This window comes from Foetidibacter luteolus (genome assembly GCF_009650435.1).
In the GTDB taxonomy this organism is placed as follows: domain Bacteria; phylum Bacteroidota; class Bacteroidia; order Chitinophagales; family Chitinophagaceae; genus Foetidibacter; species Foetidibacter luteolus.
On record NZ_VVIP01000064.1, the window covers coordinates 38,126 to 62,695 of the forward strand.

General features: G+C 47.1%; 12 protein-coding genes. 9 read left to right on the forward strand and 3 right to left on the reverse strand.

The features are described from left to right. The first annotated feature begins 2 nt into the window (after positions 1 to 2). Both F0364_RS21230 and F0364_RS21235 read left to right on the forward strand, forming a co-directional pair. Positions 3 to 1,286 carry a glycosyltransferase family 2 protein gene (locus F0364_RS21230; protein WP_153799826.1) on the forward strand — a complete coding sequence of 428 codons (1,284 nt, stop codon included), beginning with the start codon at positions 3 to 5 and terminating at the stop codon, positions 1,284 to 1,286. Further along, the gene (locus F0364_RS21235; RefSeq protein ID WP_153799827.1) at positions 1,283 to 2,935 is read left to right on the forward strand and encodes a glycosyltransferase; all 1,653 of its coding nucleotides are present in this window, start codon (positions 1,283 to 1,285) and stop codon (positions 2,933 to 2,935) included. The genes F0364_RS21230 and F0364_RS21235 overlap by 4 nt, the downstream gene beginning before the upstream one ends. Before the next feature lie 1,242 nt (positions 2,936 to 4,177). Here the strand turns inward: F0364_RS21235 and F0364_RS21240 are convergent. Further along, positions 4,178 to 4,399 carry a hypothetical protein gene (locus F0364_RS21240; protein WP_153799828.1) on the reverse strand — a complete coding sequence of 74 codons (222 nt, stop codon included), beginning with the start codon at positions 4,397 to 4,399 and terminating at the stop codon, positions 4,178 to 4,180. 518 nt (positions 4,400 to 4,917) lie between these two features. On the opposite strand from F0364_RS21240, the gene F0364_RS21245 reads away from it, so the two are divergent. Beyond that, a complete protein-coding gene (locus F0364_RS21245; protein WP_153799829.1) occupies positions 4,918 to 5,175 on the forward strand; it encodes a hypothetical protein in 258 nt (85 codons plus the stop codon). Here the strand turns inward: F0364_RS21245 and F0364_RS21250 are convergent. Together F0364_RS21250 and F0364_RS21255 are read right to left on the reverse strand one after the other, a co-directional pair. Next, complete coding sequence (locus tag F0364_RS21250; protein WP_153799830.1) at positions 5,172 to 5,627, reverse strand: hypothetical protein; 456 nt, start codon at positions 5,625 to 5,627, stop codon at positions 5,172 to 5,174. The genes F0364_RS21245 and F0364_RS21250 overlap by 4 nt on opposite strands. 324 nt (positions 5,628 to 5,951) lie before the next feature. Further along, the gene (locus F0364_RS21255) at positions 5,952 to 6,419 is read right to left on the reverse strand and encodes a hypothetical protein (protein WP_153799831.1); all 468 of its coding nucleotides are present in this window, start codon (positions 6,417 to 6,419) and stop codon (positions 5,952 to 5,954) included. Between the two features lie 957 nt (positions 6,420 to 7,376). Here F0364_RS21255 and F0364_RS21260 point away from each other — a divergent pair. The 6 genes from F0364_RS21260 (at position 7,377) to F0364_RS21285 (ending at position 24,563) form a co-directional block, all read left to right on the forward strand. Then, entirely contained in the window at positions 7,377 to 10,292 is a 2,916-nt protein-coding gene (locus F0364_RS21260; protein WP_153799832.1) for an SGNH/GDSL hydrolase family protein, read from the forward strand. Positions 10,293 to 10,328: 36 nt separating this feature from the next. Further along, a complete protein-coding gene (locus tag F0364_RS21265) occupies positions 10,329 to 13,232 on the forward strand; it encodes an SGNH/GDSL hydrolase family protein (protein WP_153799833.1) in 2,904 nt (967 codons plus the stop codon). A gap of 138 nt (positions 13,233 to 13,370) precedes the next feature. Further along, entirely contained in the window at positions 13,371 to 15,698 is a 2,328-nt protein-coding gene (locus F0364_RS21270) for a hypothetical protein (RefSeq protein WP_153799834.1), read from the forward strand. Positions 15,699 to 15,710: 12 nt separating this feature from the next. Further along, positions 15,711 to 16,793 (forward strand): hypothetical protein, encoded by a 1,083-nt coding sequence (locus F0364_RS21275; RefSeq protein ID WP_153799835.1) that lies wholly within the window; start codon positions 15,711 to 15,713, stop codon positions 16,791 to 16,793. A gap of 31 nt (positions 16,794 to 16,824) precedes the next feature. Next, positions 16,825 to 23,718 (forward strand): hypothetical protein, encoded by a 6,894-nt coding sequence (locus tag F0364_RS21280; protein WP_153799836.1) that lies wholly within the window; start codon positions 16,825 to 16,827, stop codon positions 23,716 to 23,718. A gap of 14 nt (positions 23,719 to 23,732) precedes the next feature. After that, positions 23,733 to 24,563, forward strand: coding sequence for a hypothetical protein (locus F0364_RS21285; protein ID WP_153799837.1), 831 nt, complete (start codon positions 23,733 to 23,735; stop codon positions 24,561 to 24,563). Positions 24,564 to 24,570: the final 7 nt, after the last annotated feature.

A 24,570-nucleotide genomic window follows, 5' to 3' on the forward strand; every position in this document is an offset into this window, starting at 1 on the left:
GTATGAGCGATTTTCAACCCTTTATAATGGCCCATGTTAATACGGAAAAACAGTTTCCGGTAACAGATTGTGTCAGGCTTTCCGGGCAGAATACCTACCTGGTATTATGGTGGCGCAATTTTCCGCTCTGCCACTATTTTATTTACGAAGAGGATAGTTATGATGGTGCTGCGCTGCTTCCAAAGCTTTATGAAGCAATGCTGCCAACCCTGCGGCACTATGCGGACGTGCAGCATATACCTATTGATGAAACCGTGCAGCAAATTTGGTTGGGGCAGCAGCAGGATAAATGGAACAGCTTTGCAGACGGGATTTTTGTGGTAAACGGGCCGCTTTTATTTTCTCCCGGCCAGGTAAGCGTGGTAATCTGCACCCGTAACCGCTCTGTTTATCTTAAAAGCTGCCTGCAAAGGTTGCTGCAGCAACAACACAAGCCCCTGGAGATTATTGTTGTTGACAATGCCCCCACAGATAACCTTACCAAAGAAGTGGTAGCTTCTTTTCCGGGTGTGCAGTATTGCCTGGAAAGCCGCCCCGGGCTGGACTTTGCCCGCAATGCCGGCGCCAAAGCTGCCACCGGCAGTATTATAGCTTATACGGATGATGATGCCGTACTGGATAGTTTGTGGACGTATTACATGGCCCAGGCCTTTAACCGGGATAATGTAATGGGTGTTACGGGCCTCATTTTCGCCGAAGAAATTACCGGCATGGCACAACTGGTATTCGAAAGTTTCTGGACCTTTAACCGCGGATATTTGTTTAAAGATTATGACGCTGCCTGGTTTAATGCGCATGTACAGGAAGGCGCCCCAGCCTGGGAAATCGGCGCCGGCGCCAGCATGGCTTTCCGGCGGGAAATATTCAGCAAAATTGGCTATTTTGATGAACGGCTGGATGTTGGCGCGGCAGGCTGTAACGGAGATTCTGAATACTGGTACCGCATACTGGCCAGCGGCTACACCATACGCTATACACCCCTTGCGGTAGCCTACCACCAGCACCGGCGGGAGATGAAGGCATTAAAAAGGCAGATATTCTATTACATGCGTGGCTTTACCGCCGCCCTGTATATACAGCATGAGCGTTTTGGACATAAAGGCAACCTCCGGCATTTGTACCGCAAATTGCTACCCTGGTACCTGCGGATTTTTCCCAAAGCGCTGCGCAGCCGTTTTACCTATAACTACAGCACCTACATACCCGAACTGAACGGCATTGTTTCCGGCTTGTTTTTTTATTACCGCAACCGGATGCCGCTAAAAAACAAAAAGCAATCTTCATGAACCATTCCCCAACCAACCTTATTTCCGTTGTTATTACCTGTTATAACCACGGTAATTACCTGGAAGAAGCCCTTAACAGCATATTGCAGCAAGGCTATACGAATTACGAGATTATTGTGGTTGATGATGGCTCTACCGATTTTACAAAAGTAATTGCGCAGGCTTACAGCCAGGTAAAGTATGTATGGCAGCAAAACCAGGGCCTTGGCGCTGCACGTAACACAGGTGTGCGGGAATCTTCCGGCGATTACCTGGTTTTCCTGGATGCGGATGATTGGTTTTACCCGGACGCGTTTCAATTGCAAATGGATGCTTTTGCCAATAACCCTGTTGTGGCCGCGGTGGCGGGCGGGCATTATAAGGTAAACGAAGAAGGTGAAATTATTGAAGAAGATGAAAACATACCCAGGCACCAAGACCATTATTTAGACCTGCTGCAGGGCAACTTCATCGGTATGCATGCGGCGGTTATGTACCGCCGTTCGGTATTCAACACTTTTCAATACGATACTACCTTGCGTGCCGCCGAAGATTACGACCTGTACCTGAAGCTTACCCGTAGGTTTCCTATTTATATGCACCGTGAAAAAATAGCGGCTTACAGGATTCACGGTAACAACATGAGCCGCAACATTACCATGATGCTGCAGCATGTGCTTACCGTACTGCGCAGGCAGGAGCCGGAGCTGCAGAGCCTGGAAGAAAAAAACGCGTATGCGAAGGGCATTAAAAACTGGAATGAATATTATACGGATGTGCTGGTTAAAAACAAACTCTATTACCTCAACCGCCGCCATTACCTGCGCCCCCTGCTTACCAACGATGAGTTGCAGGTATTAAAGCTTAACCAGCCGGGCATCATATCCAAAATGCAGGCGCTTAATGCCCGTAACCGCCTGCGCCGCGATATTAAAAAAGTAGTTACACCGCTAAAGAAAATACTTGGTAAAACGCCGAAAGAAGTGGCACAAGGCGCTATTGACTGGGGCAGCTTTAAAAGGATAAAACCCATCAGCAACGATTTTGGTTTCGACCGCGGCGGCCCTATTGACCGCTATTACATAGAAGCCTTCCTGCACGATCACCAGGCCGACATAAAAGGCTGTGTAATGGAGATAGGGGATAATGCTTACACCAAAGCGTACGGTGGCGAAAAAGTTACGGTAAGTGAAGTGCTGCACCTGCACCCCAATTTTCCCGGCGCCACCCTGGCCGGCGACCTGTCAAAGGCCGATGAAATACCCATTGCAGACAATTATTTTGATTGCATCGTACTAACGCAAACCCTGCATTTTATTTACGATTTTAACCGGGCTTTGCAGCAGTGCTACCGTATTTTAAAACCGGGTGGCGTACTGCTGCTTACCGCGCCGGGCATTACGCAGATTGATGCGGGCAAATGGGGCGAAAACTGGCTGTGGGCTTTTACCGAGCGTGGCATGACGATGGCCATGCAAACAAACTTCTCTGCGGATGCGGCCATCAAAACCTATGGCAACGTTTTTTCAGCCACGGCTTTTTTGTGGGGCCTTGGGCTTGGAGAAGTGCCGCACGGTGAGTACCTTGATCATGTGGACCCCTGCTACCAGGTTATCATCGCTGTAAGGGCCGTTAAACCGGGCGGGCAAAACGGGACAGGCTTGTTTTAAGCTAAAAAAACAGCCACCTGTAACCTGCAATAAGGCACTGATTAGGGGGTGCCCCCAAGCTATCGCAAGGGGTCGGGCTTTTCGCTATTACTCCGGCACAAAAGCCCTGCTGCGATGGCCTCACCGGGGTAACCGCTTCAATCCCTCACCCGGAAGACGGTTGCCGGTTACAGGTTACTGGTTACCGGTCTGTTGATGTGTAAAAGGCGGATGATTTTTTAGCGGATGAAACGCAGATGGGGACTTAATGGCTGATGACTGCATGAGCAGTATTAAATGATAAGGATAAGGTAGGATAAACGTTGGCGTTACTATGCTCCAGGGGAGCATAGTGTGGATAGAAAGGCCATTACGGAGGAACGCAGACGGGGATTTAATGCCTGATTACTGTATGAGCAGGATAAATGATAGGATAAGGTAGAAATAAACGTAAGCGTTACTATGCTCCGGCGGAGCATTTTGTAGGTAGAAAGGTCATCCATTTTTTTATGTTCCGGAGGGATTACTTACAGGAATCTATCTTATTGCAAATCAATCACTTATATTTTTAGTCGAATTTTTTGCCGAACAGAAATCGATTTTTCACCTTGCTCTTTATAAAACTTTACAAAGAATAGCATATCTGTACAAAGGTACGCTTATTTTTCCGCCATCTTACTGTTATCCACAACAGCACCTAACATTGAAAACTCCGAATAGTGTTGTTTTATCGGATATGCATAGTGCATTAAGAGGTTAAAATGTAAGTGAAAAAATCTTGGAACTAAAAGACAGTCACCTCTGACGCTACGGAGTTTTAAACATCATTTTTTCTAACGCCTGATTTGTATCCATCCCCGGAATCGCTTGGAGTGAAGGCATTGAGAAATATCAGGTGTAATAACGACAGCTTAGCATAGTTGTATACAGGGAGGTTATCCTGCATATCTTCTCAGAGTTTTGCTTGATGCAAAGACAGCGGTATACCACAAAAAGTTATCAAGCGGATAATGAATTCTCAGTTTATAGGAAAATCAATTGACGTCAATAACGATCGGATTATGAAATTTCAACTATTATTGGATCAAAGTGTTGGTCAATGCATGAATATGGTTTTAATGTCGTTCAGAGGCAATATCCACTGATAACAAAAACGCGTGTACTTTAAGCTTAATGCCTATATCCGAAAAAAACATTTGATAGTATTTTTCGTTACTCAGGAATAATCAAGTGACCAATGCCACCAGTCAATTTCCTTAACCCCTATTTCAAACTTTCAAATTCCCTGTCGGTTACATTAAGACTGATTTCAATCAGCTCATTTCCATAAGTCATTGATAAATGTGTACGATATAAGTAGATACTAAATATTGTAAGCTCACCTGATATCTCAGGGTCATTTGTTTCGATGTAATAATAATCACTTTCAAATTCGTCTTCTAAAAAAGTCCGTCGGAGCAAAATATACTTTTCCACTGAAGCCATTACGCTGACAGCTTTTATGTCCAGTACCGATGATCACTTATCTTCATTTTCCGATAGGGTAACGCTGCAGCCAAATTCGTCATAAATTATTGATATTCTTCTGCACTCAAATTTCATTTTCCCTATGTTATATATTGAACATCGAAGTTTTGCACAGCCTGAAGTTGGAGTATATAAGCATTTTCTGTATTGTTGCTGTCTTGTCCCACTTTGCATATTAGGTAGGGTGGGTCAAATTTAATTGCCACCAACGGGCAGGGCATTATGCAGGTTGGGAATTAGAATTCCGTCCGGCCACAACCGCTGCTGATTGAAAATATAAAGTTGAATTTAAGAACAAAAGCTCAAAGTTGCTCGTCCAGCCCGAACCACAGCCTGGATTTGCAATTGGCTGATGTTTGCTGGTCATGCCCAGCTTGCATAAAACCCAATGTTGCACTAAACCTTCGGTAGCCTTTGCTATTGCTTTATCGGAGGAACGTTTGCAGTTTTTGATTTTTCACCAAAAATCTAAAATTATGAGCACTACAAAACGTTCTCCGAAAAGTGCCACACTGTTAGCGCAGGTATGTACTAAAGTACAGGGATTTTCTGATATGTACCGCCGTTTCAAAAGGCGCATGTCAACTTCAAGCCGTAGAACAAGTACACTTAGTAATTATACCCGGCATATAGCGCAGATGGCCCTGTATTTCAACAGCCTTCCAACGAATCTGGAAGATGACCAGATAGAAGATTACCTCTATGTATCGCAACAGCAGCAAAATACAGCTTAGAAACATATTTCAAACATACCGTCTATGGGCTTCGGTTCCTTTTCCGGCTTGAAGGGCTGGATGCCAAACGCGTAGTTGATCAGCTGGCTGACCTGGTTTGGTTTGGGCCATGCTTTGAATTGAGGCATCAGGATAACAAAGGAAAAGTTTTGGTTCCCCGAAGTAAAGCTAAGCGGCAGTTTATTTTCAGCAATCAATTTGGGCAGGGCAAGTTTTAGCACTTTGCTTAAATCTTCTTTGCCATTGCCAAGTGCACCTGATCCATGAAAAAATAAGAGCAGTGGATACTTTCTGCTGCTCTCTGCATAAGATGGAGGAATCGCTTCATAAAAGCCGCCAACATTGTCCCCGATATTGATGGACCGGGCCTTTAATAAATAAGGCTCCGGGGGAGCAGGAGAAGGCGCTACTACTGATTGGTTATTGCATGAACATACCGCGAGCAGCAGCACCAGGCCGCAGGTCTTTAGTCTTTGTGCCTATGCATTCTGAATTGTCCGGCAGCAGCAGGTGATAAGGCGCTTTTCGGGCAACAAATAAACAAGGGTTTGGCCTATGTTAATTTCCTAAGGCTTAAAGGATAGTCGGATATGTTGAGGGAGCAATAGTAATACAATTTGAACAAGCCAATTTGACTTTTAAACTTTTTTTGCATTTGCCCATTTCTATGCACTTGCATTGTGTATAATTACGCTGGCCTGGTAGTAAAACTTCCAAAATGATCTTTACTTATAAACAAAATTGTAATGATCACAGCCGGGTTTGCAAAAAGGATTTTACTCCATCATGCCATTGAATATCTCGGCGTATCTTCTCATCAGGCTCCCGTGATTATGAAATCCGCGGCTTCTGTAATAACTTTTGGATTGCCTGTCTTCCATGACAATGGAAACGCTGCCTGGTCCTGGCCGCCCCTTTTCATCAAGGTTCAAAGAAGGGTTATGGGACAGAAATATACTGTAGCGGTAGGTGGAAGTGTCATAGTTTTTCAGGTCTTCATATTTGACAAGCAAATAGGGTCCTTTGTACCCTTTAATGGACGAGCGTATAGTACTGGAGACGCCTATGCCAAACAGTGTATTGGTCACGACAAGCAGTGTGTCTTTGCCGGGCTGAAAGTCTGGCGGTATCTGACCGGTTTGTTTGGAGACATCAATGTCCTTGGCGGTGGCGCTTGCCAGGGCTAATGCAAAAAATACAATAATGACCAAAGCGGATGAGAGGTGTTTAAAGATAGATTGCATTGTTGATGAATTTAAGGTGAAAGCGGGTATTAAAAAAAAATGAAAAACCTGCGAAAACAAAATAGATGATAATATCCAGGATATCACCAGTGCCAGGAATCACGTGTTGATATTGAAGAAGCTCGAAAAAAACGAAGATGCAAAACATAAGCATGATCCAAAGGTGGTTCATCTCTCTGCCCCAAATGAGGTGAAGGGAACTGGCAAGCGCGTATGCCCACAAGCCGTCGGGTAAGTAGAAGATTAAGGCTCCCATCCAGGATCCATATTTGTAAAGAAAAGCCCCTGTCAGTAAGGGGAAGAAAACCTGGGTTGTGATTTTTTTTAGATCACGCATGCTAGTCCCGTCATAAAGATTGTTTAACAATATCGGCATTCAAGGATGAGGACCAGGCTGGTTATTTGATTTAAAGAATATACCGTTGTTTGAGAAGCACCAACAGGCTATAACGGTTACCAAAAAATCTTAAAACGGTAAGATAGTTAATCCTTGGTAACAGAAAAAGTAAATGCGAAATATCCAACTCAATTTTTGCCTTTTAATTTTTGAGATATTAAAATATTTTTCGTACCAATACTTATAGTATATGTTCTACTCATAAGTCAGACCAGTACACTTCTTAATTTCATTTTGAATGCTATCAAAAAAGTTGAATATATGTAGTAAAAAAATATTTGAATTTTAATCTTAATTTTTTTGGTGGTTAAATTATCTTTTCTAATTTCAGACAACAATAATTAGAATCAACCTTGGCTCGAAACAACATCCAATAACCTAAACACTTTGACATGACACCCGGCCTGAATACCGCAGCACCCTGACCTATATCAGTCTCCTGCAAATAATTTTATATTGAACATTTAATGTGGTCTAATAGATCACCCGGCAGACGTTTGTACAAAAAAATGTATACCGCCTCAAGGTAATGTATTGCCCTTTAAACAACCCAATGTCCTATGCGCAAAGCATTAGCCTTGTTGCTTGCAACAGTATTGTCCTTCCATGTTTATTCCCAATCAGACTCAACTTCAATAGAAGTAGTTAATGATACCGTCAAGGTTGTCAACGGCGAGTTTGTTGTAACAAACGCTACAAAAAATACGAGCGGCTATTTATATAACCAGGGTAACGGCATTACACGTTTTAAATCACTTGAAGGCATCACCAAAGCCAATGTTGTCCAGTTCCGTATTGGAGAAGATACTATTAACTTTCCTGACCTCGGTGATTCAATATATATTAATGCTGCGTTCATAGACCGCCAGGTTAAAGTCTGGCGCAACGGTGTCTTTCAATACAGGGATTCCATTGATGGTATCCTCTACGATACGCTGACAGGTTCATTGCTTTTTAAACCGGCTTTTAAGTACGGCGAAAAGATATCCATCGAAGCTGCTGAAATGGACCTTTTGCAACACGAAAACTTTGGATTTTATACAAACCGTAACAGCCTTCAGCTGGCTGCCAGCGAAGTTCTAGGCCACAAGTTTTCTCTGGTATGGGGAACAAGTAGCAAGACCCTGACAGAAAGCCCTGTAGTGGTGGGCATTGGCGGCTCCACGCTTTACGGTCAGGGGTTGTCCTTTCCTGACAGGCTGGGCGACAAGATCAATGCCTGGCTCCAGGAGAACACAGTCTCCCCTTCTTGGATCAATCTTGCGCAAAACAATTTTCGCAGCTCGGATATTCACACAGTTGCCAGCGGTGGCAATCCAAATTACAATATAGACAAGGCTTTGAGTTATAAACCTGATATCATTTTTATTGCCCTGCCCGGCCAGGATGTGGCGGACAATATCCCGCTGTCGACTACGCTGCAAAACCTGCGTGAGATTGATAATCTTTGTAAAGCCAAAGGTGCTGTTGCTTTTCTCCAGACTGCCCAGCCGCGTTCCGTTTTCAGTGACGCCAATGAGCAAAAACTTGAGGTGATGGCAGACAGCATCAGGCAGGCCTGGCCAGACAGGTATGTGGAAGCATTTACTGATATAAAAGACTACAGCACATCGAGGCCGGCATCCCTTCTTCCTGCCTACTCCCAGGCAGACAGCAGTAATCTTTCAGGTGCAGGCAACCAGCCTGTTGCCAACCGCCTTTTTGAGCGTTGGCAGAATTATTTTCAGGCAACCGTGGGCGTTTCTTCGTTCAGCATCCAAACCAAAACGGATCAGACGGACTGGGTGGCCTTTAATTACATAACGGATCCGGATATCCTGAAAAAAACATTCAGCAAGCCCGATATACGCAAAAGGCATTACAGGATAAGGGCAGACTTCAAAAACGGGCAATCTTCCCCTTACTCCAATACGGTCACGATAGACAGCACCATTATTACTACTTCTTCAGTCAGGGTCTTAATTGACCTGGGCGGTGACAGTTTATATACGCAGGGGCCAACCGGTCTTGACGGCAAACCAACACCTTCTCCGGACGGGCAGGGAAAATATTGGAATAACTGGTACGGCACGGGCGGTGTCACCGGCTTTACCAACGGTGCGTTTTTGGGTAACCTGCGCTCCACTAATAATACCAACACCGGTATGGCTGTTAAACTGATCGGCACACCGACTGGAACCTTTAACAGCGGTACCACCAAGGGGATCAATTATACCGGTTTTAAAACAGGCGCTTTTGATTATCCGATGCAGGCGCTTTATGATAACATGTTCGGCCATAGCTCTACCAGTCCCAATGGGGTTACGCTGCGGCTGACTGGCCTGAATAGCAGCAAGGCCTACAAAGTAAAACTGTGGGGTGCCAGGCTTGATAACACTGCTACAGCCAGGGTCCTGCAGGCAAAACTGGGTGATAAGGACTGGAACTCGGCTTTAACGGTAGATACAAAATATCCGACGGCCGCTGTTCCTGATTATGACAGGGCTATCCTTTTCGATTATATTGCCGACAAGGACTCTGTTGATATCAACCTGCGTGTAGCACCGGGAAGCACCTACTGGCATGTAGGGGTGATAGACATTGATACAGTGCCTTATGTCCCCAGTCTCTTGCCGCTTGTCAAATTCACACCGCTGAATATTACCCTTAGTAATGATTCTTCCTACCAGCTTACACCCATTATCACGGCCAACGGAAGCACGATCAGCACTTATCAGTGGACGCAGGTGAGCGGTCCGAGTACAACGACTTTTGCTACGCCTACACAGGCTTCCACTTTTGTAAACAAGCTGACTAACGGTATCTATACGTACAAAATAACTGTGACAACCGTAAACGGAGAGGAAGTCAACGCGACAGCAAGCCTGCTGGTGTCTCCTAACGACAATGGCAAAAAAACCATGCGTGTTCATTTTTCATCTGCAAGGCAGGATGCTATCCCCGGTTGGATGAATGCATATGGCTCCCCACACACGGATACAGCGGGCTTCACGGATCCAATAACTGGCTGGCGCCTGCATTCGGTGGCAACGGGTCTTTGGACACCGTATAACGGATATAGTTCTTATGATGGTTCGGGTAAAACAACCGGCAATAATTCAGGGGTTGTGCCTGACCTGGCGTTGAAGAATTACTGGTTCAGCTCCAATACGGCCTTTAGCGGGCCTTATAATCTGGTCATCTCCGGGCTGGATACATCCAAAACATATAAGATTAACCTGGTGGGTTCACGCAATACCAATACGGGGGCGCCAAAATATTCGTGTTTCAATATTAAGGACAGTAATGGAGACAACCAGGTATACCTGCAAAATGCTTTTGGGAATACGGGCCAGTACACGGCCAGTCCTGCGCTGCCCACCGCGCTTACACCTGATGCAAACGGAAAGATTTATATCGGCGTCTATGCGCCTTCTAATACGGCAACCTATGGGCCTTTCAGTTACCTGAATGCCCTGGTATTGCAGGAAAATTAAAAGAACATTTCATTTTATAACGATATCCAGTTTCTTATGCAAAAAGCCATCCTCCTTTTTATCTTGCTACTCCCGGTACTGGGCGCTGTATCGCAAACACGCATCCAGGTAAAAGCCGATACCGTTAAAGTGGTTAACGGAGAACTGGTCATCAATAATGCAACGAAAAACACCAATGGTTACCTATATAACGTCGGTAACGGCGTTACGCAGTTCCGGCAGGTGGATGCTGTTACCCGCGGCAAGGCTGTTCAGTTCCGGGTCGGGGTCACGGCAAATTTTCCGAAGGCTGGGGATGCAGCCTACACCAACAGTGCCTTTGCCAATAAGCAGATCAAGGTTTGGCGCAATGGCGAATTTCAATACAGGGATTCCACAGAAGGTATCCTGTACGATACCCTTAGTGGCAGAATATCCTTTTATCCGGGCCTCCGTTATGGGGAAAGGGTCTATGTAGAATCAGCGGATCTTAACCTGATCACCAATAAGAACTTCGGGTTTTACAGCAATGTCAAAAACCTGAAACTTGTTACAAAAAGCGCGGCAGGTTATCGTTTTACACTGAAATGGGGGGTCAACAACAAGACGTTGACGGATACCCCGAAGATCGTAGGTATCGGCGCTTCAACCCTCGCCGGGTTCAGGATGTCTTTCCCGGAGCGCTTAACGGATAAGATAGATGCCTGGCTGTCCCAAAATACCACAGGTCATTCCTGGACAAACCTTGCGGTGGCCGGATATACAAGCTTTGATGTTCATACCGTCGAAAGAAATGGTGATCCCGCCCATAATATCACAAAAGCGCTAAGCTACAACCCGGATTTTATCATCATGTGCTTGCCCGGCAACGATGTAATGACCGGGGTTAAGCTGGATACCACCATTCGTAATTACCGGGAGATAGACAGCATCTGTAAGGCCAACGATGTGGTGCTCTTTATTGAAACCACCCAGCCCCGCAATGATTTTGACAGCCTGCAACAGGTTAAGTCCCGGGCGCTGGCTGATTCCGTCCGTAAGTTGTGGCCTGACCGCTATATTGAAGGATTTAATATACTCCTTGAGCCGGGTTCCATTGCAAGGATCCTTGCACCTTATGTTATCTGGGACAATATACACCTGACAGGTGCGGGAACCTCACTTCTGGTTAATGAAGTTACCCAAAGATGGCTCGCCTATTTCCAGGAGAATACTGGTGTATATTCCTATACGTTGGAGTCTTCGCTCAACGGCTCCGACTGGTCGATATTCGATGTGATTACCGATCCTTCGGTCATGAAAAAATCGTTCACCCGGCCTGATACGCGAAAACGTTACTTTAGGATAAAAGCAAATTACCAAAGCGGGGAATCTTCTTCCTGGTCCAATGTGCTTACCCTTGACTCAGCCATCATCAATATCTCCGCCTCCAGGGTGCTGGTTGATCTGGGTGGTGATGGAGTCAACACCCTAAATGGGACAACCGCTGATGGCAGCCCCTCTCCATCACCGGATTTTGAAGCAAAACACTGGAACAACTGGTATGGTTCCGGTGGCAGCGCAGGCTTTACCAACGGCGCCAAGCTGGAAAACCTGGTGACTACAGCCGGTACCGCCAGTGGGCTTACCATTAAATTGATTGGTAATCCCCTGGGTACATTCAACAGTGGTACTACCAAGGCTATCAACTATAATGGCTTTAGCTCCAACGTACTTGATTATCCCGCTGAAGCTGTATCCGATAACATGTTTACCCATAGCTCAACCTATTCAAACCCTGCAAGTATAAGAATAACCGGTATGGTTCGCTCCAAAGCCTACAAAATAAAGCTGTGGGGAGCAAGGCTGGATGATGCCAGTACCCCCAGGATACTGCAGGCAAAGATCGCAGAGCATGATTGGAGCCAGGGTGAAACTGCGCAAACAAAGTATAGTACTAATGCCACGGCGGACTATGACCAGGCTATCCTGTTTGAATATATCGCCGACCGGGATTCCGTTGATATTAACATCAGGCCGGCAAGCGGCAGTTCCTTTGCACATATCAGTGTAATTGATATTGATACCATAAAGTATGAAAACCGTAATCTTCCTATTTTAACCGTTCGTGATACAGCCATAACTCTGAGCCCAAGTGATTCTTCCATAGAATTGTCGGCGAATGTCGTTCTGAACAATACAGACATTGCCAGTTTTAAATGGACAAAGGTTTCCGGGCCCAGCAACCCTACCATCGTAAGTGATACTGCACCTACAACAATTATCAATCACCTCACCAACGGTATTTATTCTTTCCGTTTGACAGCCATAACGACAGATAACGGAGAAACGGGGGTAACAGCCAAAGTGTATGTCTTCCCGGATAACGGTGGAAAGAAAACCATGCGGGTGTTTTTCTCTGCAGCTAAACAAGACTCCCTGCCAGGCTGGCTGAATGCTTACGGCCTGACCAATTCTGCCGTATACAGCTTTACCGATCCTGTAACAACCTGGGGTATTAACTCCGGCGGCACAGGCACTAATTACTGGAATCCATTCGGTGGCACCAACGCATTTGACGGACAGGGCACACAGACCGGTAACAACAGCGGGGCCGTGCCTGACCTGGCACTGAAGAATTACTGGTACAATGCTAACAAGGTGTTCAGCAGCACTTATAACCTTGTAATAACAGGGCTGGATACATCGAAGACCTACAGCCTGTTCATGCTGGGCTCCAGGGACGTGACGACCACTTCGCCTAAATATTCCACATTCAACGTGAAAGTGGGCGGCAGCAACCAGGTGCACCTGCAAAACGCATATGGCAATACCGGCCAGTATGCGGTATCCCCCACGCTTCCTACAGCATTGGTGCCTGACGCCACCGGTAAGATATATATCGGTGTGTACAGTAACAGCAATACCGGCAGCTATGGACAGTTCAGTTATCTCAATGCACTCATCCTAAAAGAAAACTAGATGAAAAGGCTACTATCCTGCCTGTGCTGGCTCCTGTTGGTTACGGTGATAGGGAAAGGACAACAGCGGCCGGGACAAAGTTCCCGGCCAGGCAGGAAGGTAGTTGAATATTGCCTCGACAGCACAAAAACACAGCATATGATCATTTTTATAACAGACCGCGGTTCGCATACAGCTACGGCTGGCAGGCAGCCCATAAAAATGAAGTGGCAGGCAGCGCCGGTTCCTCCTGCAAAAAAATCAGCACTGAAAATTCATGGCAATGTGCTCTATGATGTGAACTACTATTCCAATCTTGATACGCCATACGCCCAGCAGGATGTTTACCAACACACGGTGCAGGCCTATCTGGACATTACTGTAAAGGATCATTATCCTATGCGGCTTTTTTTCACGACCAGGTTTGGCAACGCCCGGCTGCTCAAAAGCTTTAATAATGTCAACCTCCTTTTCAATAGTTACCAGTTTCAGCAAACCGTCCGCGACAGGCTGAAAGAAAAAATAACGTTGCAGGGAATTCCTGCAATTAAAATGGACTCCATCCGCAGGCTACTGGATATTAAGTACCAGCAGTTGTCAGGCTTGCGCAGTGAACTGGAAGGACCAGGTTACCTCCAACGGCAGGTGGAGATAAGAGAGCGGGAATACCTGGCTAAGCGTTATGCCGCTATGTTGGGACAGAAGGTTGATTCATTAGCCATTTACCCTGATTCAATCCTAACCCTGCCAGGGAAGCCCTCCTTTCTGCCAGTATCACTAACCGGCAGCGGGTTACAAAAGGGGCAGGTGGCTGGAATGTCGCGGGATTCTGCCCTGTCGAAGCTGGGAAACCTCCACGGCAGGACAGACTCGTTAAAAGCCAAAGCCATGTCCAGGTTACCCGGCGGTTCTGATAGCGCAAAAGGCGTCCGAAAATACCTGGATACCCTTGCAGCTTACAAGGCCTGGGCAGATTCCCTCCGGGATGACCTCCGCGCTAAAAAGGGGCGGTACGACTCGCTGAAGCAAGAGGTCAAGACCCTTGAAGCCACCTATAGCCGGCTGCGTGCCCTGACGGGCAGATCCGGAGCCGGTGCCAGGAAAATTGACGCCATCAGCAACGTGCAGGAGCTTAAAGCCAGGATGCAGGAGTATGGTATTCCTGATTCAGCCATGCCAAAAGGATATAAATCCCTGATGGCGGTACGCTCTGTAGGGCTGGGCACCAATGTGGTTAACTATTCTGAGCTATCCCTGAAAAACATTATGCTTACCGGCCTGCAGGTAGAATACAATCCTTCCTGGTACGTCGCATTTGCGGCGGGGACCTTGGAATACCGTTTCAGGGACTTCGTGGTGCAGGACCAGCCAGGCCCCAGGCAATATGCTGGTATTGTGAGGGTGGGTCGGGGCATGAAGGATGGTAACAACATCATCCTGTCCTACTATGCAGGACGAAGACAGCTATATAGCAGTTTTTCCGATACGGTGCGACCCGGCCAATTGTCTCCTTACCTGATGGGATTTACCATTGAAGGTAATTACCGGCTGGGGGTCCATCACCTGCTGACCGTGGAGCTGGCTAAATCTTCTATGCCCGTCTATCAGGCCGGCGACAAATCAACAGGGCTACTGGCTTCCGCCCTGAGCTTTAAGGATCATTCCAACGAAGCCTATTCGCTAAAGCTGGCTTCTTATATACCTTCCACGCAAACGCAAATCAATGGGTATTATAAACGCCTGGGCACTAATTTCCAGTCTTTCAGCATTTTTACCAATGGCGCTGCCCAGCGCATCTGGAACATCAGGGTAAGTCAGCGCCTGTTCAAAAGGACAGTGGAAATCGTTGCTTCCGCTAATGAAAATGATTTTACCAATCCCTACATACCCGCAGGGTTTAAGAGCACAACCGTCTTCAAGAGTATCCAGGCTACCTACCGGAAAAACAAGTGGCCGGTAATATCCCTGGGTTATTTTCCCAGTTCCCAGTTAACAAGGCTGTCGGAAGACAGGTATCTCCAGAATATGTTCTATAACCTGACCGCAAGCCTGGGCCATTATTACAGGTTAAAGGATAATACGCTCAGTACATCGCTGATCTATACGCAGTTCTACAACAGTTCGAAGGACAGTGGGTTTGTTTATTTCAACACAAAAAATTTACTCATCAACCAGTCTCTGTTCCTGCCAAAGCTTACCCTGCAGTTCAATCTTTCCAGGGCATCCAATACCTGGTACCGGTTATATACGACGGACGGTAACGCGCAGTATACCTGCAATAAATGGCTGAGTGTGGGCGGCGGCCTTAAATATAACCTGCAGACCGCTTATGACCTGAGGCAGGTAGGGTATTCAGGCAACGCAGCCATCAAAGTCCCCCTCCTGGGTGAGTTCAGGTTTTTATTTGACAAGGGATTTATCCCGGGGCCGGACAGGAGGTTGGAGCATAACAATATCGGCCGGTTTACTTATTTCAAAACATTCTAAAATCCAATGCTGATGAAAAACAGGATTCGCCTGACTATCTGTATGCTTTGTTTTTCGGTCTTCTGCCAGGGCCAGGTTACAATGACACTACAGGTGCCACCGGCCGGTGTGCTGATGAAAAACCAGCTATGGAATATGCTGCTGGTATCAGCTATCGAAGGGGAACAGCTCGTTACCGTTACCCTGAACCTGCAGGATGTACAGACCAACCAGGTGCTGCTGACCGGTATCTCCCGTACAATCACGCTCCGCAAAGGTGCCGCCCAGTTGCAGGTGGCGGATGTATCACCGATACAATACAGTTACTTCTCCCCGGCATTCAACAATGACCGTGACCCGAACGGCATGCTGCCGGCAGGTAATTACCTGGCTTGTTATTCCCTGACCGGTTCGCATCATGCCGTTCTTGCGGAAAACTGCATCAGTGTGAACGTGGAACCGCTCAGCCCGCCCTTGCTGAGCACGCCTGCCCATGAAGCGGTGCTTCAGACGGCCTGGCCACAGTTCAGCTGGTTGCCGCCGACACCGCCTAACCTCTTCGGTGACCTGAGTTACGACCTCACATTGGTCGAGGTATTACCGGGCCAGAGCAGCAGCGAGGCGGTACAGGTCAATGTGCCGGTATTCGGGGCGGGAAGGCTGAGGGAACTCCTGCTGAATTACCCCGCATCCAGCAAGCAACTGGACACCGGTAAAGTATACGCCTGGAGGATTACCGGGCGCAATAACGGCAACGCCATCGCCTTCAGCGATATATGGACATTCACCGTGCAACAGCCAAATGCACCAACGCCTTCGCCAAAGATTATCAGCTATATGGCTTTGAAACGGCCGGGTGAGCCTGCGGGTGACTACCTGGTGGAAACCGGGACCATCAACATCCGGTTCTACTCATTTGACAGTGAATATATGGCCGAAGTGCGGTTTAAGGACGCCTCTGGTAAGGTTATCCGGTCGCAACCGCAAAAGATACTGTACGGGGATAATTTCCTGGGTTTTAAAGCGGGAAGCGATTTCAGCAAGGGGCAGCTATATACCGTCGAGATGAAGGATAAAGCAGGCAAGATTTACCAGGCGTCCTTTAGTGTAAAATAATTTGATTCCATATCCAAGCAGACAATAGACTATGATACAACTTATTTGTTCCAGGTACCGAAAGACCGCAGCATGGCTGTTCCTGACACTGTTCTACCTCTCCACCGCTTTAACCGGTTACGCCGGTGGTGGCGGATATGCAGGCAGGGGCAGTTCACAACAAACAGGTGCCGCCGGTATTCCGGCCTCCCTGGCCAGGCCGAAAGCACTGTCTCCCAAGCCACAGGAAAACAAAAAGCCGCAACAACCCGCAAGGTTCATCCCCCAAAGCAAAAAGTTTATCGGCGGCCCGAGCCAGCCGGAGATGGCGTCCTTCAAACCGGTTGGCGTGGACAATATGGTCAACCTGTTTACGGGTGATTTCAGTTATAATATACCGCTGCTGGATGTGGGTGGTTACCCTGTAAATATCTATTACAACGGTAACCCGGGCATGGAAGACGAGGCCAGTTGGGTGGGTTTGGGCTGGAACATCAATCCTGGTTCTGTCACCCGAAACATGCGTGGCATACCGGATGATTTTAACGGGCAGGATACCATGACTGAAATACAGACAATGAAGCCCAACAAGACCTGGGGCGTGAGGTTTGGGACTGATTTTGAGCTTATCGGCATTAAGGACGTTTTGAACATACCTATAGGATTGAACCTGGGGATGTCTTTCAATAACTACCTTGGCCCCGCACTTGAGCTGGGTATCAAGGGCGGGGTAAATTTCGGCCTTGCCAATAATGTGCGGAATATCAAATCCGGTAAAACAGACACACTAAAACTTGGATTTTCAGTTGGCCTGAATGCCAGTTCGCGTAATGGGGCAACCCTCTCTCCACTGGCCTCTTTCAGTTATACCGGCTTTAAGCAGGAGCGTGGTTCCACGGCCGGATTTTCGCTGGGTACCAGTTATAATTCAAGGACAGGAATCAAGGACCTTCAACTGAGCGAACAAATGAGTTTCAGCAGGCAACGGGCTCCGGGTAAAGAACACTACGGAGATAAAAAATACCAACAAAACAGTAGTGTTGGTCAGAACATTTTTTCTTCTTCCATCAGCTTCGCTAAGCCATCCTATACACCTGTCATCCGCATGCCTGTAACCAACTCTGCCGGTTCAGGGCATTTTCAGCTGGGTTCCGGTCTTTTCGGGGCGCACCCCAATTTTGAAGTGGAAGTGTATGCGCAGAAATCAGAAATTGAAGCTACCGATACGCTGCAGCTTAAACCCATGGTGGGCTACATGTATTATGAAAACGCGGTAAATAACCCCTCAGCGGTTATGGATTTTACCAGGTTGAATGACCGTGAGGTAACCGGTAATACACCGATCATTTCCGCACCGCAGTATGCCTATGATGTGTTCGCTATCCAGGGCGAAGGTACTGGTGGAAGTATCCGGGCATTCCGCAATGATTTGGGTTATGTGCGGGACAATTTCACACAGACCAGGGACAAGAGCTTTTCTTTGGGTTTTGATATCGGGCCCATTGGGCATTATGGTGGCAATTTCAACACGGTTAAAACCCCTTCGTCTATTGGAGAATGGGGCAACGGCAACAAGTTGAAACATGCCATGTCATTTCGCGGGGTCTCCGGGAGTTTTGAAAATGTCTATTTCCGTAACCCCGGTGAATCCACCGTACTGGATAAGACGCTGTACGACAAAATCGGGGGTACTAAACTGGTACGTTTTAAATTAGGCGGTTCCGATGGTTCTCCCACTATTGAACCCTACCTGGAAGCCTTTAACCGCGCTGGTTATAAAGAGGGGACCAGCTTGCCCGTAGCCGCAGGTACGCTGGCACCCCGGCAAAAACGCACCCAGGTGGTGAGTTTTCTTACCGCTGCTGAAGCAAGCCGTGCTGGTCTTGATACGAGCATTAATTCAATTAAGACCTTAAATAATCCACAGGCAGGACAGCAACTCGTATGGCCATCGCCCAGGGTAAGTGGTTACCGTAAAAGCCACCATATCTCCCAGATCAATGTCACTGAGGCAGACGGCCAGCGGTACATTTATGGAATACCTGTTTATAACATAAAGCAAGCAGATTATACTTTCTCTATCAACAATACCAGCTCTTCCAATGCCGAGACGGCAGCAGATGCGGACAAAGTAACTATTGATGAGTCATGGATGACTACCAGTTCCGGTTTGCTGGAGGACAGGTATAAAGACGGCTATATCCAGATCACCAAAACTCCGGCTTATGCGCATTCTTTCCTGCTGACGGGCCTGCTCTCGCCTGATTATGTGGATGTAAGAGGTGATGGCATAACAGACGATGACCTGGGTAACGCGGTTAAGTTCAGCTATACACAATTTGAGAACCACCGCTGGCGCACACCGCTCGGTCCAGACAAAGACGCCAACTTCAATCCCGGCAATAGGAGCGAAACCAAAGATGACAAGGGTATCGTTTCTTATGGCGAGCGGGAATCCTGGTACCTGCAATCCATTGAATCCAAAACCATGATAGCAGTCTTTACGCTGCAGGACCGCTTCGACGGCAAGGGTGCATCAGGGCCCTCAGGGGGACTTTCATCCGGCGATGCATCTATGAAATGCCTGAAGCAGATTGATCTGTTCACCCGGGCGGACTACTATGCGCATGGGCACCAGGATGCACGGCCTATAAAGACGGTTCGCTTCGACTATAGTTATAATCTGTGTAAAGGCACGCCCGACAACCCTAATGGTGCGCAGGGCAAACTTACCCTCGAAAAGATCCGGTTCACATTTAACGGCCAGAACCGCAGTTCCGCAAATCAATACGTGTTCGCCTACAGCAACAGCAATCCCGGCTATATTACCGGGGGATCTGACCGCTGGGGAAATTACAAAGACCCCGTCAGTAATCCTTCCGCTATTAAAAACAAGGACTACCCATACAGCCTGCAACCGAACGAGGCCACAGGCATTACAAAACAGGATATTGACGCTTATGCATCTTCCTGGGCTTTGAGCAAAATACTATTGCCGTCGGGTGGTGAGATAGATGTGGAATATGAATGCGATGATTACGCGTATGTTCAGAACCGCAGGGCGGCAGCGATGATGAAAGTGCGGGGATTTTCCAAAACCAATATTCTGTCACAGGGGTATAGCGACCGGATGTATGACAGTTACGCCATTAACGGAGGGGAGATCAATAACAACTATGTATTTATTGATGTCCCGCAGGCCTGTACCAGCCAGAATATGTTTCAAAAGTACCTGGAAGGTCTTACGCAACTGGTGTTTAAATATCGCGTCAGGATGGAAAAGGGCTATGAGTACCTGACCTGTTATGCCCATCTGAGCGGCAATGTTTTGGGAACAGATTTCGGGGTCACTTCGGATAGCAAAGTGATATGGGTGAGGCTCAAAACAGTGGATGGCTTTAACCCGCTTAACCTCACGGCACTCGAATACCTGAAAGAACAGTTGCCCGGCCAGGCATTTGAAGGACATGATGTCTCTGAAGAGTCTGGGCTCGAGCAGATAGGTACCATGTTGACGGCGATGCTTGCATCCATTGGTGACGCACTTAAAAATCCGATCAAAGTGCTTCGCGACAAGGGCAGGGCCCAACGGGTTGACCTGTCAAGATCCTTTGTCCGCTTAAACGACCCCGACGGTTTTAAATACGGCGGCGGAAGCCGGGTAAAAGCGATACGGCTAAAGGACAACTGGAAGAAAATGACAGGACAGTATAATTCCGTTTACGGACAAAAATATGAATACACGACAACGGAAATATTCAACGGGGAGGAGCGGACCATCAGCAGCGGCGTGGCTTCCTGGGAGCCGGCTATTGGTGGTGAAGAAAACCCCTTCCAGACAATTGTGGAAGTAAAGGACAAGCTGCCCCTCGGGCCTGCCTCTTACGGTGCGGTGGAAATGCCCGTACTGGACGCGTTTTTCCCGGCGCCGGTGGTAGGATACAGCAAGGTGACCGTCCGCTCCATCAAGAGTACCGATGAGTTTACCAGTGTCAGCCAGCGGACCTCCAAATCAGGTATTGGCAGGCAGGTAAGCGAGTACTATACCGCAAAGGATTTTCCCGTGTATTATGACCACACGTCCCTGGATCCGGCTTCCGACAAGGAATCCCACGCTTCCAGCACCATGGCTTTTTTCTTCAAGTATGCTTTTGATAGCAGGGCCTTGTCACAGGGCTTTTTAGTGGAGACCAACGATATGCATGGTAAGCTTAAATCACAATCTTCCTATGCCGAAAATGATGACGGCACACGCATCAACTATACGGAAAACTTTTACCGAAACACCGGCCGCGATGGCGCGGAAGAGTTTGATTTTATCAACGGCCTGGATGACGGAAAAGTGAATAAGGGGCTGATGGGTGTGGATGTAGAGCTGATGACGGATACAAGGGAATTTACCGTTCGCAGTGAAAGCGGCGAAGCACAGTTGCAGGTGGACCTTTTCCCGGTATTCTTTCCCATCTGGATCCCTTTTCCCTGGTATGTGTCTGGTACCAGCGAAGACATTTACAGGGCGGTTACCACAACAAAAGTTGTCAACTACCACAGCATACTGGACAGTGTGGTGGTAATAGATAAAGGTAGTATGGTATCCACAAAAAACCTGGCTTATGATGCGGAGACCGGTGCTGTACTCGTCAACCGCACCAATAACGAGTTTGACAAATTCGTGTATACCACTTCCTATCCGGCCTACTGGGCATACAGTGGTATGGGGCCCGCTTACCGGAATATTAATGCGGTTTATACGGGGGTGAATTTCCTGGATGGCAGTATCCAGAATAGTGGGTTTGACCATAGTATTTTTGAGAGCGGCGATGAGTTGCTCATCCTGTCAGAAGGTGGTACCGGCGCAGATTGTTACGTCACGCTGGCTTCCGCTTCACAAAACATAATTTGGGCATTCGATACTTCCAGGAACAGCACATCGCTTGCCACCACACCTTATTTTAAGTTCCTGGATACCGCCGGCCGGCCTTATACCAAACCGGGCGTTAGCTTCAGAATTATACGTAGCGGCAAGCGCAATATGCTGGGGGCTAATATTGCATCTGTTACTTCCATGGTGGATCCCATCTCCGGCAACCCGCGAAAACTAAGGATTGGCTCAGCAAGCGATGTAATCAATGCCTCCGCAGTGGAGTATAAAGAAAAATGGCAGATAAGCAAAGATGCTATCAGGACTTTGACAGAAAGGCTGATAGGGTGCGACTATGTTGAATTTGACAGTTGTGGAGGTTACCTTGAAAAAAAGATCAACCCTTATCGTAAAGGCCTGCTGGGCAATTACCGCGCCTACAGAAATATGGTGTTTTACAATGACCGCAAAGAAACCCAACCGGTCATGCCTGCTGCAACGCTTGCCCAAACAGACCTGCCGCGCAACGGCTTCCTGAAAGACTTTTCATTATACTGGGACTTTAATGTTTCCCATAAAGTAATGCCTGATCTTGCCAGCAACAAATGGGTTTGGAACAGTGAAGCCACCAGGTTTAATTCCAGGGGGCTTGAGCTTGAAACCAGGAATGCACTCAACATTTATACGGCTGCACAATATGGCTATAGCAACAGCCTGCCTTTGCAAATCACTAATAATGCGAAGTACCATGAAGCGGCATACGAAGGATTTGAGGATAGCCAGTATGACAATAGTTTTTACACTTCTTTCGCTAACCGTTGTACTCAAAACAAGCACTTTGATTTGAGTTCGCTGAATAATACCACAATCATAAAAGCATTGGACGAAGGCTTTACTGCACACAGCGGGAAATATGTTTTAAAAGTCAATTCAAACACTGCAAGTCCCGGCATACCTGTCAGTCAATTTAACGAGAATAATTACTCCTTGCAATTTTCACTGGATACAATAGGAAGCTTATATGAAACAGGCATAAATTTGACGGCTGAAGTCTACAACCCCAAGGTTAATAAACCTGTATATTTATATTATAAGCCTTCACAAGGTCAACAGTATGGTGAAATCTATTCTGCAGTAGATGATACGATAATTGTGATGACGAATCCAGGCACCGGTACGTCATATTTGGTAACACATACTGTTGAAGCTACAACACTGCATTATATACAAATTGGGCAAAGTGGTAATTATGTTATTCAACAATATATTCAAACAAATGTAACCTCAAACAAAAGCAGCCGCCTTCAAATATCAATTCCAGGTAGTAGTCTGCCAATATACCTGGAAGGGCCTGAAAATGTGAACGAAAACAGGCTTGACACGATATTCTTATGTGCGGGATTATATGAAGTCAGGTTTACTGCCGGCGACAACCGGCATGAGACCTCAACTACATTCCCAACCAGTTTTCACGGCTATTCACGATTCAACTTTTCGATAAATACTGCTTCTGAGATTTACAAAAGCTTGAATAAACAGGTGGCATGTATCTACACCAAGCCTATACCGGGAAACACTGCCATGCTTAACCCTTCTTTCAATATCCCGCCCAATACAAAAATGTTATTTAGTGCATGGGTAAGGGCGGCTTGCAACAGCGCCAATACCCCATGTCCTCCATCAACTTATGATGATGCTGGCCATAATATTAGTGTTGTAATAAATGGGAATGTTTTTTCTCCTGCCGGAGCAGTGATAGATGGCTGGCAAAAAGTTGAGGGAGAATTCACCATATCGTCGGGTGCAACCAGTGTGCCAATAAATCTGGTTAATACAAGTGGAAAAAACATCTACTTCGATGATATCCGCCTCCACCCCTTCAATGCCAATATGAAAAGCTATGTGTATGATCCCGTCACGCTGCGTCTTGTCGCGGAGCTGGATGCCAACAACTACGCAACCTTCTATGAGTATGATGCGGAAGGCACACTGATACGGACAAAAGCCGAGACTAGGGAAGGCATCAAGACCATCAACGAAACCAGGAGCGCCAAGCAAACGGTCATCACAACATTCCAGCCATAACTAAACCTTTAATCATGTTCTCCAATATCCTGAAGTTTTTTCTGTTTATCGTTTTAATCAACACTGCTGGCCATATTCATGCCCAGGATAGTCTTCAACTGATTAGAAAATTCGTCCAACTGTCTAGCGGGTATCAGCAGGCCCCCTTGTCTGTAAAGATGGTTATCAGCCGCCAGTCGGATATCATTGATTCGCCACAGGACAGTGCTACCTCCCATGCTGAATTCTGCCTGTTAAAAACCGGCAGCTATGTGCGTATGGATGGCATGGTGCAGGTGGCCAACGATTCCCTCATGCTTTTGATAGCGGATGCCGGCCAGCGCATGATGTTGTACCCCAATAAAACAGGCTGGCAGCAGCAAATGGCCGCCAGGGCCGGCTGGCAACTACAAGATTCTTCGCTAATTAAAATGGCGGGCAAATACACCGCTAAATCCGGTAGCGATGCCGGTAGCCACGCACAGGAAACTATCACGCTTGATGCAAAGGAAATGATTACCGGTACCGGCCTGCCGCGGGAAACGATTGAAATGACCTATCATACTTCCGCCAGTGTGCCGGTTAAAATTGTACAGCTTCAAAGAAAGCTGATACCTCTTGAACCATCCACCTACCAGGCCCTGCTCACCCAGCCGGAATATGCCGGTAAACTCGCTGCGCTGGAAGGGGGTAAGTTTTACCTGGTAAAAACTTATTCGACAACTTATGATTTTTTAGAAATTAAAAATGGCGATGACGTGGCGGGTTTGCCCCTGCAAATTAACCAATGTGTGGGGCGGACGGCGGGTGGGCAGTATGAGCCTGTGAAAGACTATACAGGTTATGCCTTGACGCAGAATTTTTAGGACAGTA

What these genes read in the sequence shown, in the direction of transcription:
- F0364_RS21275 (WP_153799835.1), top strand. Translation starts at nt 15,711, where the DNA reads ATGAAAAACAGGATTCGCCTGACTATCTGTATGCTTTGTTTTTCGGTC.
- F0364_RS21235 (WP_153799827.1), top strand. Translation starts at nt 1,283, where the DNA reads ATGAACCATTCCCCAACCAACCTTATTTCCGTTGTTATTACCTGTTAT.
- F0364_RS21265 (WP_153799833.1), top strand. Translation starts at nt 10,329, where the DNA reads ATGCAAAAAGCCATCCTCCTTTTTATCTTGCTACTCCCGGTACTGGGC.
- F0364_RS21280 (WP_153799836.1), top strand. Translation starts at nt 16,825, where the DNA reads ATGATACAACTTATTTGTTCCAGGTACCGAAAGACCGCAGCATGGCTG.
- F0364_RS21270 (WP_153799834.1), top strand. Translation starts at nt 13,371, where the DNA reads ATGATCATTTTTATAACAGACCGCGGTTCGCATACAGCTACGGCTGGC.
- F0364_RS21240 (WP_153799828.1), bottom strand. Translation starts at nt 4,399, where the DNA reads ATGGCTTCAGTGGAAAAGTATATTTTGCTCCGACGGACTTTTTTAGAA.
- F0364_RS21230 (WP_153799826.1), top strand. Translation starts at nt 3, where the DNA reads ATGAGCGATTTTCAACCCTTTATAATGGCCCATGTTAATACGGAAAAA.
- F0364_RS21255 (WP_153799831.1), bottom strand. Translation starts at nt 6,419, where the DNA reads ATGCAATCTATCTTTAAACACCTCTCATCCGCTTTGGTCATTATTGTA.
- F0364_RS21260 (WP_153799832.1), top strand. Translation starts at nt 7,377, where the DNA reads ATGCGCAAAGCATTAGCCTTGTTGCTTGCAACAGTATTGTCCTTCCAT.
- F0364_RS21245 (WP_153799829.1), top strand. Translation starts at nt 4,918, where the DNA reads ATGAGCACTACAAAACGTTCTCCGAAAAGTGCCACACTGTTAGCGCAG.
- F0364_RS21285 (WP_153799837.1), top strand. Translation starts at nt 23,733, where the DNA reads ATGTTCTCCAATATCCTGAAGTTTTTTCTGTTTATCGTTTTAATCAAC.